Source organism: Streptomyces sp. NPDC005485, assembly GCF_040606085.1.
In the GTDB taxonomy this organism is placed as follows: Bacteria; Actinomycetota; Actinomycetes; order Streptomycetales; family Streptomycetaceae; genus Streptomyces.
Genome location: NZ_JBEXDZ010000210.1, coordinates 1 through 14,794, shown reverse-complemented (window position 1 = coordinate 14,794; position 14,794 = coordinate 1). Strand labels below are relative to the sequence as shown.

The 14,794-nt window shown below is 71.0% G+C and carries 15 protein-coding genes; 6 read left to right on the top strand and 9 right to left on the bottom strand.

The window, feature by feature from the left end:
* Positions 1 to 90: 90 nt before the first annotated feature.
* The 3 genes from ABZS97_RS40025 to ABZS97_RS40015 form a co-directional block, all read right to left on the bottom strand.
* Positions 91 to 1,056, bottom strand: a complete 966-nt coding sequence (locus ABZS97_RS40025) for a DMT family transporter (RefSeq protein WP_356147146.1) — start codon at positions 1,054 to 1,056, stop codon at positions 91 to 93.
* Between the two features lie 148 nt (positions 1,057 to 1,204).
* The gene (locus tag ABZS97_RS40020; RefSeq protein WP_356147143.1) at positions 1,205 to 1,918 is read right to left on the bottom strand and encodes a winged helix-turn-helix domain-containing protein; all 714 of its coding nucleotides are present in this window, start codon (positions 1,916 to 1,918) and stop codon (positions 1,205 to 1,207) included.
* Between the two features lie 91 nt (positions 1,919 to 2,009).
* Positions 2,010 to 2,651 (bottom strand): TetR/AcrR family transcriptional regulator C-terminal domain-containing protein, encoded by a 642-nt coding sequence (locus ABZS97_RS40015; protein ID WP_356147140.1) that lies wholly within the window; start codon positions 2,649 to 2,651, stop codon positions 2,010 to 2,012.
* 110 nt (positions 2,652 to 2,761) lie between these two features.
* Here ABZS97_RS40015 and ABZS97_RS40010 point away from each other — a divergent pair, with 110 nt between their 5' ends.
* The 3 genes from ABZS97_RS40010 to ABZS97_RS40000 all read left to right on the top strand — a co-directional run bounded on the left by ABZS97_RS40010 (position 2,762) and on the right by ABZS97_RS40000 (position 4,994).
* The gene (locus ABZS97_RS40010) at positions 2,762 to 3,913 is read left to right on the top strand and encodes an acyl-CoA dehydrogenase family protein (RefSeq protein ID WP_356147137.1); all 1,152 of its coding nucleotides are present in this window, start codon (positions 2,762 to 2,764) and stop codon (positions 3,911 to 3,913) included.
* A gap of 59 nt (positions 3,914 to 3,972) precedes the next feature.
* Complete coding sequence (locus ABZS97_RS40005) at positions 3,973 to 4,260, top strand: YiaA/YiaB family inner membrane protein (protein WP_356147134.1); 288 nt, start codon at positions 3,973 to 3,975, stop codon at positions 4,258 to 4,260.
* A 107-nt stretch (positions 4,261 to 4,367) separates the two neighbouring features.
* Positions 4,368 to 4,994 (top strand): TetR/AcrR family transcriptional regulator, encoded by a 627-nt coding sequence (locus ABZS97_RS40000; RefSeq protein ID WP_356147148.1) that lies wholly within the window; start codon positions 4,368 to 4,370, stop codon positions 4,992 to 4,994.
* Positions 4,995 to 5,043: 49 nt separating this feature from the next.
* Here ABZS97_RS40000 and ABZS97_RS39995 read toward each other — a convergent pair whose 3' ends face one another.
* On the bottom strand, positions 5,044 to 5,505 hold the full coding sequence (locus tag ABZS97_RS39995) for a MaoC family dehydratase (RefSeq protein WP_356147132.1): 462 nt from the start codon (positions 5,503 to 5,505) through the stop codon (positions 5,044 to 5,046).
* A gap of 121 nt (positions 5,506 to 5,626) precedes the next feature.
* Between ABZS97_RS39995 and soxR the strand changes: the two genes are divergently transcribed.
* Positions 5,627 to 6,139: a redox-sensitive transcriptional activator SoxR gene (gene soxR / locus ABZS97_RS39990; RefSeq protein ID WP_356147130.1), complete on the top strand. Its 513-nt coding sequence runs from the start codon at positions 5,627 to 5,629 to the stop codon at positions 6,137 to 6,139.
* 58 nt (positions 6,140 to 6,197) lie between these two features.
* On the opposite strand, the gene ABZS97_RS39985 is transcribed toward soxR, so the two are convergent.
* Positions 6,198 to 7,265 carry an RNA ligase (ATP) gene (locus ABZS97_RS39985; protein ID WP_356147127.1) on the bottom strand — a complete coding sequence of 356 codons (1,068 nt, stop codon included), beginning with the start codon at positions 7,263 to 7,265 and terminating at the stop codon, positions 6,198 to 6,200.
* Positions 7,266 to 7,436: 171 nt separating this feature from the next.
* Between ABZS97_RS39985 and ABZS97_RS39980 the strand changes: the two genes are divergently transcribed.
* Positions 7,437 to 8,171: a hypothetical protein gene (locus ABZS97_RS39980; protein ID WP_356147124.1), complete on the top strand. Its 735-nt coding sequence runs from the start codon at positions 7,437 to 7,439 to the stop codon at positions 8,169 to 8,171.
* On the opposite strand, the gene ABZS97_RS39975 is transcribed toward ABZS97_RS39980, so the two are convergent.
* The gene (locus tag ABZS97_RS39975) at positions 8,117 to 8,845 is read right to left on the bottom strand and encodes a 3-keto-5-aminohexanoate cleavage protein (protein ID WP_356147121.1); all 729 of its coding nucleotides are present in this window, start codon (positions 8,843 to 8,845) and stop codon (positions 8,117 to 8,119) included. The two genes, ABZS97_RS39980 and ABZS97_RS39975, sit on opposite strands and share 55 nt — an antisense overlap.
* A gap of 159 nt (positions 8,846 to 9,004) precedes the next feature.
* Complete coding sequence (locus ABZS97_RS39970; RefSeq protein WP_356147116.1) at positions 9,005 to 9,607, bottom strand: hypothetical protein; 603 nt, start codon at positions 9,605 to 9,607, stop codon at positions 9,005 to 9,007.
* Between the two features lie 264 nt (positions 9,608 to 9,871).
* Between ABZS97_RS39970 and ABZS97_RS39965 the strand changes: the two genes are divergently transcribed.
* The gene (locus ABZS97_RS39965; RefSeq protein WP_356147110.1) at positions 9,872 to 12,661 is read left to right on the top strand and encodes a penicillin acylase family protein; all 2,790 of its coding nucleotides are present in this window, start codon (positions 9,872 to 9,874) and stop codon (positions 12,659 to 12,661) included.
* A gap of 17 nt (positions 12,662 to 12,678) precedes the next feature.
* On the opposite strand, the gene ABZS97_RS39960 is transcribed toward ABZS97_RS39965, so the two are convergent.
* Together ABZS97_RS39960 and ABZS97_RS39955 are read right to left on the bottom strand one after the other, a co-directional pair.
* The gene (locus ABZS97_RS39960) at positions 12,679 to 13,989 is read right to left on the bottom strand and encodes a serine-threonine protein kinase (protein ID WP_356147107.1); all 1,311 of its coding nucleotides are present in this window, start codon (positions 13,987 to 13,989) and stop codon (positions 12,679 to 12,681) included.
* An 81-nt stretch (positions 13,990 to 14,070) separates the two neighbouring features.
* A partial coding sequence (locus ABZS97_RS39955) for a DUF1343 domain-containing protein (RefSeq protein ID WP_356147104.1) occupies positions 14,071 to 14,794 on the bottom strand: 724 nt, incomplete at its 5' end.

The following is a 14,794-nucleotide window of genomic DNA, read 5'->3' as shown; positions in this document are numbered from 1 at the left end:
CTCGTACTGGACGTACTTGGGGCTTCGGCCGGTGCGGCGAGGGTGCGTGCCGGGCGCCGTGGGTGCTGTGCGGGACTTTCAAAACACCCCCTAGCTCCGCGGCTCCGGAGCCCTCTCCGGAACCGCGACCTCGACCGGTTCGGCCCCCGTGCCGGCACGGACCCGCGCACGAGACCGGGAAACCGCCACCCCCGCCAGACACAGCAAGCCCCCCGCCAGCGTGAGCAGCCCCGGCACCTCGTCGAGCACCAGCCAGGACATCAGCACGACCAGCGCGGGCACGGCATACGTCGTGGCACCCATCCGGCTCGCGGTCGTCCGGGCAAGTGCGTACGCCCATGTCGTGAACGCCAGCGCGGTCGGGAAGAAGCCCAGGTAGAGCATGTTGAGCGTCGCGGAGACGGGCGCGTCGGCCGCGTCGTGCACCAACTGCCCGGCGAAGGGCAGACACACCGCGGCGCCGACCAGGCAGCCGAACGTCGTGACCTGCAGTGCGCTCGCCCGGCCGAGCGCGGGCTTCTGCGCGACGACCCCGGCCGCGTAGCCGACGGCCGCCAGCAGACACAGCACCACACCGAGCACCGACGAGCCGCCCCCGCCGGACATCGAGAGCCCCACGGCGACCGCGCCCGCGAACGACACGGCCATGCCTGCCAGCAGCCGCGGCGGCATGGCGTCGCCGAGCAGCCGCGAGCCGAGGAGGGCGATGAGGATCGGGCCGATGTTCACGACCAGCGCGGCGGTACCGGCGTCCACCTGCTGCTCGCCCCAGTTGAGCACCACCATGTAGAAGCCGAACCACAGCAGCCCGGATATCGCGATCCCGCGCCAGGCGGCCCTCGGCGGCCAACCCTCCCTGCGCACCAGGCAGATGGCCCCGAGCGCGACGGCTCCGGCCAGCAGCCGGCCGAGAGCCAGCGCGCCCGGCGAGTACGCGGCTCCCGCGCTGCGGATCGACACGAAGGCGGAGGCCCACAGCACGACGGTGACCGTGGCGGCGCCCGCGGCGAGCAGTTCCGCGCGACGGCCGGGGACGGACGGGGGCGTGTTCATCATGCTCCTGAGGCTAGAGGTGAGGTACGACAATCACTCGCGAATTTCGGACGCCTTGCTGGTCGCGGTGCGCTGTCGGCAGGCGCCCGGGTTGTACGGCGCCTTCTCGGCGGCGCCCCGCCGTACGGCGTAGGCCCGCCCGGCGCCGGGTTCAACGCAGCGCGCCTGCCTCGATCCCCAGCAGCTCGGCCAGCACCCGTTCGCCGTCGTCCGTGACCTTGACGGCCCGCTCCGAGCCGATGCGCACGCACCAGCCCGCGTCCAGGGCATGGCGGCACAGGGCGGCGCCCGCGATGCCCGCGAGGTGCGGCCGGCGCTCGGTCCAGTCGAGGCAGGCCCGCGCCAGCGGCCGGCGGCCGGCCGGTTCGAGACCGATACCGGCGTCCGCGAACCAGCGCACTCCGGCGTCCGTGAGCGCGAACCCGGTGTCCTGACGCAGCAGTCCCCGCCCGGTCAGGGCATCGGTGACCGCGATGCCGAGACGCCCGGCCAGATGGTCGTAGCAGGTGCGGCCGCGGGCCATCGCGGAACCGGCGCCGGCGGCGCGCAGCGTCCGCGGCCGGGCGGCGGTGGCCGGTGCGACCTGGGCGGCGAGCTCCTCCACGAGCTGCGCGACGCGGGAACCGGCCAGGCGCACATAGCGGTGCCGCCCCTGGCGTTCCTCGGTGAGCAGCCCGCGCGCGACGAGCTTGCCGAGGTGCTCGCTCGCGGTCGAGGGGGCGACGCCCGCGGACCGGGCCAGCTCACCGGCGGTCCAGGCCCGCCCGTCGAGCAGCGCGAGCAGGAAGGCGGCACGCGTCTCGTCGGCGATCAGCCCGGCGAGCGCTGCCAGCCCGGGGGCGGTGGGATCCTTCGGCCTCGTCATGCCACCCAGCATGCGACACGAATGGTTCGGTGCTCACCGAACTATCGAAGACCCAGCCGAAGGCACCCGGGCAACGGCCCGGAGTCGCAGCTCACGCCCCCCGCTCGAGCTGCGCGTACTGCTGGCTCAGCCCGTCCAGCAGCGCCGTCAGCCCCGTCTCGAAGGCCCGCTCGTCGATCTTCTCCTGCTGGTCGGCGAGGAGGTGGGCCTGCCCGAGGTGCGGGTAGTCGGCGGGGTCGTACGCCGTCTCGTCGTCCACGAAGCCCCCGGCGAACGAGCCCAGCGCGGAGCCCATGATGAAGTACCGCATCAACGCGCCGATGGAGGTGGCCTGTGCGGGCGGCCAGCCCGCCTCGACCATCGCGCCGAAGACGGCGTCCGCGAGCCGCAGTCCCGCGGGCCTGCGGCCGGGGCCGCGGGCGAGGACCGGGACGATGTTCGGGTGGTCGCGCAGGGCGGCCCGGTAGGAGACGGCCCAGTCGTGCAGGGCGGTGCGCCAGGCGCGGCCGTCCTCGAACATCGACAGGTCGACCTGCGCGCTCACCGAGTCCGCGACCGCTTCCAGGATCTGGTCCTTGGTGGCGAAGTGGTTGTAGAGGGACGGCCCGCTGACCCCGAGTTCGGCGGCGAGGCGGCGCGTGGACAGGGCCGTGAGGCCCTCCGTGTCCACCAGCTCCCGTGCCGTGTCCACGATGCGGTCGGTGCTCAGCAGGGGCTTGCGCGGTCGGGCCATGGCGCACATAGTAGGGCTGCACCTGAAAACTAGCAGTGCTAATTTAATGTGCGACTTTCGGTGGATTTCCCAACGGCTTCCAAGACACGTTTTCTGTGGGGTGACTCGGCATGAACCTGGAGCTCAGCGAGGAGCAGACCGCCGTACGGCAGCTCGCCCGGGACTTCGTGGACCGGGAGATCGCCCCCCACGTCATCGCCTGGGACCGCGCGGAGGAGGTCGACCGGGGCATTGTGAAGAAGCTCGGCCAGGTCGGGTTCCTCGGGCTGACCGTCGACGAGGAGTACGGCGGCTCGGGCGGCGACCACCTCGCGTACTGCCTGGTGACCGAGGAACTCGGCCGCGGCGACTCCTCGGTGCGCGGGATCGTGTCCGTCTCCCTCGGGCTGGTCGCCAAGACCGTCGCGGCCTGGGGGAGCGAGGAGCAGAAACGGCGGTGGCTGCCGGGGCTCACCGCGGGCGAATTGGTCGGCTGCTTCGGCCTGACCGAACCGGGCACCGGCTCCGACGCGGGAAACCTGTCCACGCGGGCCGTCCGTGAGGGCGGCGACTACGTCGTCAACGGCACCAAGATGTTCATCACCAACGGCACCTGGGCCGATGTCGTGCTGCTGTTCGCCCGCTCCACGGACGCCCCCGGCCACCACGGCGTCTCCGCCTTCCTCGTGCCGACGGACACCCCGGGCCTGTCCCGCCGCACCATCCACGGCAAGCTCGGCCTGCGCGGCCAGGCCACCGCCGAACTCGTCCTTCAGGACGTGCGCGTCCCCGCCTCGGCCATGCTGGGCCCGGAGGGCAAGGGCTTCTCCGTCGCCATGTCCGCGCTCGCCAAGGGGCGGATGTCGGTGGCGGCGGGCTGCGTCGGCATCGCCCAGGCCGCCCTGGACGCGGCGGTGGCGTACGCGACCGAACGCGAGCAGTTCGGGAAGACCATCGCCCACCACCAGCTCGTCCAGGAACTCCTCAGCGACATCGCCGTGGACGTCGACGCGGCACGCCTGCTGACCTGGCGGGTCGCCGATCTGATCGACCGCGGGCTGCCGTTCGCCACCGAGTCCTCCAAGGCCAAGCTCTACGCCTCCGAGGCCGCCGTGCGCGCCGCGAACAACGCCCTCCAGGTGTACGGCGGTTACGGCTACATCGACGAGTACCCGGTCGGCAAGCTGCTGCGCGACGCCCGCGTGATGACTCTCTACGAGGGCACCAGCCAGATCCAGAAGCTGCTCATCGGGCGTGCGCTGACGGGGATTTCGGCCTTCTGAGTACGTTCCTGAGTACGTCGACGGATGTGGCCGCCGTCTCGTGCGGCGACGCTGTCCCCATGAGTGAGACACCGGTCAAGCAGCAGTCCACGGCGGCCTTCTACGGCCAGGCCGTGGCCTCCTTCGCCGTCGCCATGGCGGCCACCTCCATCGGCATCTTCCGGCTGCACGCCGACGCCTGGGTGCGCGGCTTCCTCGCCATCGCCGTCCTCTACCTGGTGACCTCGTCCTTCACCCTCGCCAAGGTGATCCGCGACCGGCAGGAGGCCGGGCAGATCGTCAGCCGCGTCGACCAGGCCAGGCTGGAGAAGCTGCTCGCCGAGCACGACCCCTTCGAGAAGATCTGACGGTTTCGCCCGCTTTCGTGCGGCCCACGGCGCTGAGCGGGCACTCTAAGCGCTCGCTCACCTTCGGAGGTATGGTGTTCGTCATGGCACTGGAAGGGGCGCGAGCGATGAGTACGGCGGAGGAGACGGCCGGCGGCGAGGCGGCGCCGTGGGCCGAGGTCACCCCGGACGCGGCACGGCGGCTGCTCGTCGCCGCCGTCGAGGCCTTCGCCGAGCGCGGGTACCACGCGACGACGACCCGGGACATCGCGGGCCGTGCGGGCATGAGCCCCGCCGCGCTCTACATCCATTACAAGACCAAGGAAGAGCTGCTTCACCGGATCAGCCGGATCGGCCACGAGAAGGCCGTGGAGATCCTGCGGACCGCCGCGCAGGGCGAGGGCGACGCGACCGAGCGGCTCGCCGACGCCGTCCGCTCCTTCGTCCGCTGGCACGCCGGCGGTCGCACCACCGCCCGCGTCGTGCAGTACGAACTGGACTCGCTCGGCCCGGACGCCCGCGCCGAGATCCTCGCGCTGCGCCGCCAGGCCGACGCCGAGGTGCGCGGGATCATCCAGGACGGCGTGGCGGCGGGCGAGTTCGACGTGCCCGACATCCGGGGCACCACGCTCGCCGTGCTCTCCCTCTGCATCGACGTGGCCCGCTGGTTCAACGTCAACGGCCCCCGGACGCCCGACGAGGTCGGCGCGCTCTACGCCGACCTCGTGCTGCGCATGGTGGGAGTCAAGGGCTGACCCGGTGCGCGCCCCCGCCCGGGGTGCGCACCGAACGCCGTGGCGCGACTCAGAAGTAGAAGCGCGACACCGACTCCGCCACGCACACCGGCTTGTCGCCGCCCTCGCGCTCCACCGTCACCGCGGCCGTCACCTGGACACCGCCGCCCGCCTCGGTGACCTCCTTGAGGACCGCGGTGGCGCGTACCCGGGAGCCCACCGGTACGGGGGCCGGGAAGCGGACCTTGTTCGAGCCGTAGTTGACGCCCATCTTCGCGCCCTCGACCCGCATCACCTGCGGAACCAGTGCGGGCAGCAGCGACAGCGTGAGGTAGCCGTGCGCGATCGTCGTGCCGAACGGGCCCGCGGCCGCCTGCTCCGGGTCCACGTGGATCCACTGGTGGTCGCCGGTGGCGTCCGCGAACAGGTCGATCCGCTTCTGGTCGACCTCCAGCCAGTCGCTGTGGCCCAACTGCTCGCCCACCGCCGCCGTGAGCTCGTCGGCGGATGTGAAGATCCTCGGGTCTGCCATGTTCCTGGCCTCTCGCGTCGCGGTGTCTCCGACTACATGTCTAAGCAACTGCTTAGCATGGTCGGACGGGAAGCCCCTGTCAACGAAACCGCGGTGTGACGCAGTAGGTAGGGTTCGAGGGATGCCCCAGATTCCCGAGAAGATCCACGAACTCACGGTCGGCCAGCTGTCGGCCCGCAGCGGCGCCGCCGTCTCCGCCCTGCACTTCTACGAGTCCAAGGGCCTGATCAGCAGTCGCCGCACCACGGGCAACCAACGCCGCTACTCCCGTGACGCGCTGCGCCGTGTCGCGTTCGTACGGGCCGCGCAGCGCGTCGGCATCCCTCTGGCCACGATCCGCGAGGCGCTCGCCGAACTCCCCGAGGAACGCACCCCGACCCGGGAGGACTGGGCCCGCCTCTCCGAGGTCTGGAGGATCGAACTCGACGAGCGCATCAAGCAGTTGAACCGGTTGCGCGACCACCTCACCGACTGCATCGGGTGCGGCTGTCTCTCCCTGGAGGGCTGTGTGCTCTCCAACCCCGACGACGTCTTCGGTGAGCGGCAGTCCGGCTCCCGCCTCATGGTGGAACGCCGTACCAACGGCCGACCGGACCGGGCCGCGCAGCAGAAGGAGCCCGAGGACTGCCGCTGAGCAGCCCCCGGGCCGGACGCCCCCGCGCGGGCGGCGGAGCGCCGTCATGCGTGCTCCCTCACTCGTACTCCGTGCCGCCCTTCCGCGTCAGATACGCCGGGCTGACCGCCTTCGCGATCGCCCGGCCGCCGGTCACCGGGCTGTACCGCTCGGGGGTGGGACGGATGACGACGCCTTCGCGCAGGTGCAGCTCGCGCCCGGAGACGGTCTCCCGGCCCGAGGCGATCTCCAGGACACGGCCGATGTCGTACGGGCCCTCGTACAGCCTTGGCACGAGCGGCAGTTCACCCTGCAGCAACTCCGCCGCGTCCAGCCAGCGGACCTCGCCGTCGATCTCCGCCGACACGTCGAAGACGGCGTAACCCAGCGACTCGCGGCGGCCGTCCGCCCCGTACGTCAGATCCTGTACGCCCGCCCCGTACACCTCGCCGAAGATCCCGACCCGGCGCGCGCCGAGCCGCTCGGCGAGCCGGGCCGCGGCCTGCGCGACCCCGTGGCCGTGCACGGCGCGCCAGTACAGGTTGCGCGGATCCTCGCGCAGGGCAAGGGACTTGGCGCCGAAGCCCTTCGACGAGACGTGTACACGAGCCTCGTCCGCGAGGTAGGTCAGCAGACAGGCGGAGCCGTGCAGCTTCTCGGTCAGGACGACGGGCTCGCCAGGCGTGAAGATGTCCGGATAGCGCTGGATGTTCTCCATGTCGACCCAGGGCAGCAGATCGGGCGCGACCTCGACCTCGCCGTTCATGGTGGGTGGGATCGGCGGCACCCACTTGACGATGCCCAGCGCCTCCGCGAAGTCGGCGCCGTCCTCGGCGGCCCGCGCCAGGTCGACGTCCGCGAGCGCCTTCGGCCGGCACACGATTCCCTGCGACAGCTCGCCGCGCAGCCGTACCGCCCTGACGCGGTCGGACCTGCTGCCCGCGAGCCGTCCGGTCAGCCCCAGCTCCTCGACGAGCGGGGCCGGGAGCACGGCCTGCTCCGGAATGTAGACGGCGGTCTCACCGGTGCGATACGCCCCCTTGGCGACGACGGCCCGGTACAGGCCCACCTGGGCCAGCTCCAGTGCGTCGGCGTTGGGGTGTTCGTGAATGGTCAGCACTTCGGCGGTGACGCGCAGCGTCGACATCGGGACTCCTCGGTTCCTTCTGCGGGGTTGCTCAGCTGGGTTTCATCACCGCCAACTGTCGGGATGGGAAAGGGGTGGAGCGAGAGATTTTGCGCCTGGTAATGTCGCGATCTTCGGTCGGCGGACCCCGCTGGTCCCGCCCGGTCCGGAGTCCTGACAGGACCGACCCGTATGCGTTCCAGCGCGCTTGACGCCGCACTCGTGGCCATCGACGCCGCCTTCGACGGCTGCACCAGCCCGGGCGAGACCGGCTGCGGCCGTTGCCACTCGCCCGAGGAGACCGCCTACCTGCGTACTCCGCACGTCGCCGTGCCGATGGACGTCGTGCGGATGTACGTCTACGAAGTCAGCGATCACTTCGACGACCACGCCGCCGCGATGCGCCGACTGCTGCCGCAGGCGGCGCGGGCGATGGCCGACGGCAGCCTGGAGGGGATCGGCTGGGGAGCCCATGGCCTGAGTCGGGTCAACTGGCGTTCCTGGCCCGCCGACCAGGCCGCGGCCGTCGAGACGTTCGTGCACACCTGGTGGCAGGACGTCCTCGCGACGCCCGAGCCGCCGTACCCGGTGGAGGCCGTCTTCGAGACCTGCGCGTCGATCGCCCGGACCGTGACCCCGTTCCTCGACGGGTGGGCCGACGGCCCCGTCGCCGACAGGCACCTCGCCACCTGCGCGGACGAGTGGCTCTACCACCTGCTCTCCGACTTCTCGCCCTTCGACTGGTGGTACGACGACAGCAAGGATGCGGCTGTCGCGGACCTGCGGGACTGGCTGTCCCGGCATGCCGCCCCGCGCCTGCGCGCCTGTGGACAGCCGGATCTGGCCATCCGGTCCGAACTGCTCCTTCTCCCTTACGACGAGCGCTGGGCGCATCCGTACTGGGCCACCGCTTCGGCCACCAACTGAGCGTTGGACAGCGCCCGTTGCCCGTCCGGCAGGACCAGTGTGTCCTCCAGGCCGATACGCGTCGCGAGTCCCAGCCGACCGGCCAGCCGCAGCACCGGCCAGGCGCCGCCCTCCTCGCCGTGCAGCAGCACCGGGCGGCCGAGGTCGCTGCCGAGGTCGGCCAGAAGGGCGCGGGCGGACCGCACGGCCGTCGCCGCGTCGGTGTCGGTCACCTCGGCCAGTACGCGCAGCACCCGCGACCGGAGCGGCGACACCGCGAACCGCGCCGCGCCGTCCGTGCCGGACCACAGGCCGGCCTCCACACCGATCCCGCGGTCCAGCAGCGCCGCCGCGACCTCTTCGGCACCCGGCTCGTGCCAGTTGACCGAGGCGTGGTCGGGCAGCACGGTCCAGGAGCGGACGCGCTCCACCCGGGCCGCGGGGTCAGGATCGGCCCACGCGCCCGTGGTCACACCGATCGGGACCCGCACCTGCGCGCGTATCGCCTCCAGGGTGGCCGCGACCGCCTTCGGCGAGAGGGTGTCCTGTCCGCAGGGGGACTTGGGGTGGACATGGACCTCCGAGGCCCCGGCCGCGACGGCCTCGGCCGCGGACCGGGCCATCGCCACCGGGGAGAGGGGCACGACGGCACCGTCGACCGCCCCACGCGCTCCGTTCAGACAAACCTGCACCATGCCTCGAATGGTGCCGGCCGCCACTGACAACCCGGCCGATCGCAGACCGCGGACCGCAGGTCGGAGACCGCCGTCCGCAGGCCGCCCTCTGCGGGTCAGGCGCGGCAGGCACCCGCACGGGGGGTGCGGCTTCGTGATGCGCACGCACCCCCGTCGTGCTCATGCCGACATCAGCAACGGCCCGCGCCTGGCGTCCGCCAGGGCCTCGGACGTCAGGACGGGCCGCGGCACGACGATTCCGCAGCGGGTGCACACCGGGCCGGACGAGGGCTCATGGGCCAGGTCGTACCTCCAGGTGAGGCGCTCGCCGCCGCACACCGGGCAGCCGCCGCCGGGCTCGCGCTCCAGTGCGGCGATCAGCCGGCGCAGTACCTCGGCCAGTGGTTCACGGGGGTGGATCCTCGGGTCGTCGCACCAGGCGACACCGAACCCGCCCCAGGTCAGCCGGTGCCAGTCGTCGACCGTGCCCGGCCTGCGCAGCCCGTCGTGCTTCTCCTTCTTGCGACGCTGCGCGAACTCGACCTCATAGGCGAGCCAGACGGAGCGGGCCTCCTCCAACTCCTCCAGTGCGGCCACGAGCCGCGCCGGATCGGGGGAGCGGTCCTCGGGGCCGAACCCGACCCGGGAGCACAGGTGGTCCCAGGTGGCCCGATGTCCGTAAGGGGCAAACCTCTCAAGGCACTTGCGCAGTGAGTACCGCCGCAGCGCCAGATCGCACCTCGGATCTCGCACCTGTCTCGCCAGACTCCGGAAACCGGCCATCGCCCTGCACCTCCGTCACACCTGCACCTGTACTTCGGTTACCTCGGCGTCGTCGAACGGACGTCGCCGAATAGACGTATCGACAAGCGATTCGGCTCCATCCGATTTCCGATGACCTCCATCAGCGGGCCGCGAGGACACCTCGGACGGCTGCCGTTGCTCGTGTGTCTGCCGTGACGACTCCAAAAAGTGACGCATGTTCATCTTCTATCTCGGGGCTACCGGCGGTAACGTCCCGCCCACCCCCGTAGGGAGGAAGTTGCCATGCCACGGCGCACCCCACGTACCACCCTGGACAGACTGAGAACTCCCCACAGATTCCCCGGGTTCCTCAAGGCCGCATCCGTATGCGCCCTCATTGCCGGTCTCTTGTCTCCGCTTTCCCAGGCATCTGCCGCGAACACGGCCGCGACCGCCGCGAACGACTACTGCGGCGGCCAGTGCTCCGACATCCTCCCGCCCGGCGAGAACGGCAACGCCACCCTCGCCCAGATCCTCCTCAACCAGGCGTTCGGCACCCAGCCCGATCACGCCGAGGACCAGCTCGCGCCGTACGGCAACCTGCCCTCGGGCTATGCCTCGCTCACCGACGCGAAGATCAACAACTTCTTCAACGACGCCTCCTTCGGGGTCGCGTCCGACCAGGTCGCCTCGACCACGAAGCCCGGCGGCCGCAGTGACGTGACGATCGTCCGCGACAAGAAGACGGGCGTCCCGCACATCACGGGCACCACCCGCTACGGCACGGAATACGGCGCCGGGTACGCGGCCGCTCAGGACCGGCTGTGGCTGATGGACGTCTTCCGGCACGTCGGACGCGGCCAGCTGACCTCCTTCGCGGGCGGTGCGCCCTCCAACCAGGGCCTGGAGCAGGAGTTCTGGCGCAACGCGCCCTACACCGAGGCCGATCTGCAGGCCCAGATCGACCGGGCCATCGCCGACAACGGCGCGCGCGGCCAACAGGCCCTCGCCGACGCCAACGCCTACCTCGACGGCATCAACTCCTACATCGACGCCTCCGACAGCGGGCGGTACTTCCCCGGCGAGTACGTCCTGACCGGCTGGAAGGACTCCATCACCAACGCCGGCACCATCAACCACTTCAAGCTCACCGACCTGGTCGCGCTGGCCTCGGTGATCGGCTCGCTGTTCGGATCCGGCGGCGGCGGCGAGGTCAACAACGCCCTCTCGCTGATCGCCGCGCAGTCCAAGTACGGCGTCGCCGAGGGCACCAAGGTCTGGGAGTCCTTCCGCGAGCGCAACGACGCCGAGGCGGCCCTCACCGTCCACAACGGCGAGAGCTTCCCCTACGCGACCAAGCCCGACGACCCGCAGGGCGAGGCGCTTCCCGACGCCGGCTCGGTCACCCAGGAGCCGCTGGTCTACGACCGCACCGGCAGCGCGGCCACGGCCAGCGCCACCGGCGCGTCCACCGCGGCGGCCAGGACGTCGCTCACTTCTGCCAAGCGCGGTATGTCCAACGCCCTTGTGGTGAGCGGCAAACACACCGCGAGCGGGCACCCGATCGCCGTCTTCGGCCCCCAGACCGGCTACTTCGCTCCACAGCTGCTCATGCTGCAGGAGATCCAGGGCCCCGGCCTCAGCGCACGCGGCGCCTCCTTCGCGGGCCTGAGCATGTACGTCGAACTCGGCCGCGGCCAGGACTACTCGTGGAGCGCCACGACCTCCGGCCAGGACATCATCGACACCTACGCCGTCGAGCTGTGCCAGGACGACTACCACTACCTGTACCACGGCACCTGCACGGCCATGGACAAGGTCGAGCAGACCAACTCGTGGAAGCCGACGACCGCCGACGGCACCGCCGCGGGTTCGTACCGCATGCAGGTCTACCGGACCAAGTACGGCCCCGTGGAGTACCGCGCGACGGTCGGTGGCAAGAAGGTCGCCTACACCACCCTGCGCTCCTCCTTCATGCACGAGGCCGACTCGATCATCGGCTTCCAGATGCTCAACGACCCGGACTACGTGAAGAGCCCGGCGACGTTCCAGAGCGCGGTGCAGAACATCAACTACACCTTCAACTGGTTCTACGCCGACTCCGCGCACACCGCGTACTACAACAGCGGCAACAACCCGGTGCGCGCGAGCGGCGTCGACGCCGAGTTCCCGGTCTGGGCGAGGGCGGCGTACGACTGGAAGGGCTGGAACCCGGCGACGAACACCGCCACGTACACCGCGCCCTCCGCCCACCCCAACTCCGTCGACCAGGACTACTACATCTCCTGGAACAACAAGCAGGCCAAGGACTACACGACCGCGTCCTGGGGTGACGGCTCGGTCCACCGCGGCAACCTCCTGGAGGACCGGGTCAAGAAGCTCGTCACCGCGGGCGGTGTCACCCGCACCGCACTGGTGAAGGCGATGGCCGACGCGGCCCTGGCCGACCTGCGGGCCGAGGACGTGCTGCCCGACCTGCTGAAGGTCGTCAACAGCTCGACGGTCACCGACTCCACGGCCGCGGCGGCGGTCAGCAAGCTGTCCGCCTGGATCTCGGCCGGCGCCAAGCGCACGGAGACGTCGGCAGGTTCGCACGCCTACGCCAACGCCGACGCGATCCGCATCCTGGACGCCTGGTGGCCGCTGCTGGTGAAGGCCGAGTTCGAACCGGGCCTCGGCAGCGACCTGTACGCCGCCTTCGGCAACAACATCCCCATCGACGAGTCGCCGTCGGCCGCGCACGGCCCGACCGGCGCGCACGCCGGAAGCTCCTTCCAGTACGGCTGGTGGAGCTACGTCGACAAGGACATCCGGACCGTGCTGGGCGAGTCGGTGCAGGGCGGCCTGGGGCACACGTACTGCGGCGGCGGCAGCCTCAGCGCCTGCCGTGACCTCCTGATCAGCACCCTGAAGGACGCCTCCGGCAAGTCGGCGTCCGCCGTCTACCCGGGCGACGACCAGTGCTCGGCGGGCGACCAGTGGTGCGCCGACTCGATCGTTCAGCGCACGCTCGGCGGCATCAAGCACGGCAAGATCACCTGGCAGAACCGTCCGACCTACCAGCAGGTGGTGGAGTACACCTCGCACCGGTGACACCGAGTGGCGGCGGGTCAGACGATTCGGCCCGCCGCCAGCACCACCTGGGCCAGTTCCTGGTGGCAGATGTCGCTGTGGGCCCCCGCCGGGGGCCCGCCCCGGTTGACCACCGCGGCCGCGTCGATGTTCACGCAGCCCGCCGCGGGCAGTTTCGCCCGCAGCGCGTCGGCCAGCTTGAGGGAACGCGTGCCGTCCACCGCCTGCACCCCGTCGTGGCCCATCGCACCCCATTTGGCGCCCAGCAGACGGCCCAGGTCGAAGCCCGCGAGTGACGCGTCGTCCCCCGACATCCGTGAGGCGAGCGGGTAAATGGTGCCGAGCGACGAGTCGAAGTGGGAGTAGCAGCACACCAGGGGCCCGTCGATGCGCTTGTGCTGGCCGTGCAGGACCCCGCTCGCCCGGGCGTCGTGCGGCAGTCGTGCCGCGAACGCGTAGTGCGAGAAGGCCCCTTGGAGCAGCGTCACGGACTTCACCGTGTGCACCCCCTCGGGCAGCCCGCGCAGTGCGAACGAGACCAACCGGGCGCCGAAGCTGTGCCCGACCAGGTGCACCCGCACCCCGGGCGCGGCCGCGGCGAGCTGGCCGACCACCCGCCCGAGCCCGCGCTCGCCGACGGTTCCGGCGCGCCGCTTCATCGCGAAGTACGTGGCCTGGCGCAGCAGTTCATGGGCGCCGTCCCATGGGTTGGGCAGTGCGAAGCCCTCCCCTCCGGGCGCTTCCAGCTGCGCCAGCGCCTGTGCGAACTCCTCACAGGCCGCCGCGGGATGCGAGAACATCTCCGGCTCGCTCTCCGGCGCCCCGTTCGCCAGCGTGTCCGCGGTGAACAGCGCCTGCGGCCCCGGCGGGACGACGTCCACCAGCATGCGCACCAGCCGCCCGAACTCCTCCAACTCCGCTTGTTCGCCCGGCTGTTGGTCCAGCAGTCGAGTGAGCTGGTCGATCACGGTGGCCCGGCCGGGGAACGTCTCCAGCAGCGCGTGCCGCGTGTCCTTGTCCAGCACCGGACGCGGCGGCAACTCGGCCGCCACCGACCGCGGGAAGTCCGGGATCGGCTCGTCCGAGAACCGCATGGACGGCCATACGACCCCCACGTAGCCGATCCGGGCCGTCGGTGCGAGGCCGGGGATCGGCGCGAAGTAGCGGCTGTAGAGGCGGGTCGCGCCCGAGCGGTCGTTGTTCCAGCCGTGCGCGAAGACGATCAGGTCATGGACGCCGCGCTGCGGGATCTCGGCGAGCAGTCGATCGCGCTCGTGCCCGTCGGCATCGCCGTCCGCGTCGAAGGTCAGCTCCCAGTATGGAGTCACACTCATTGCCGACTGTGCCATGACAGTCCCCCTCGTCCCCCGTAGTGGTGCGATGTGGGCGCATCGTCCTGCTACCGGGCGGGGTTGGCCATACGTCACGACTCACTTGTAGATGAGGTATTCCTTTCGAATCCTCCGGAACGCGGCCAGTTCCTCCTGCCAGCCCGCCACCACCTCGTCGGTGCTCGCGCCGGCGTCGATCATCGTGCGCACCCGGGTGGAACCCGTCAGCTTGTCGATCCAGTTGTCGGACCGCCAAGCGAAGCCGCTCCACACCTTCCTGGCGCTCACGAGAAGCGCGATCCCGGTGCGCACGGGGTCGTACGCGGCCCTGTCGTGCACATGGATCTGCACGCCGCCGATCGTCTTCCCCTGGAACTTCGAGAAGGTCGGCGCGAAGTACGCCTCCCTGAAGTGCACGCCCGGCAGGCCGAGTTCGTTCGCCGCGGCCGCCCACTTCCCGTCGATGCCCTCCGCACCGAGCAGCTCGAAGGGGCGGGTCGTGCCGCGCCCCTCCGAGAGGTTGGTCCCCTCGAACATGCAGGTCCCCGCGTACACGAGGGCGGTGTCGGCGGTCGGCATGTTCGGGCTCGGCGGGACCCAGGGCAGGCCCGAGGCGTCGTGGAACTCCGAGCGCTTCCAGCCCGTCATGAGTACGGTCCTCAGCGCAACGGGCGCGGCGAGGAACTCCCCGTTGAACAACCGCGCGAGCTCCGCGACCGTCATCCCGTGCGCCTGCGCGATGGGCTGCCGTCCGACGAACGTCGCGAACTCCTTGTGCAGGACGGGCCCTTGGGCCGCGCGCCCGGTCATCGGGTTCGGCCGG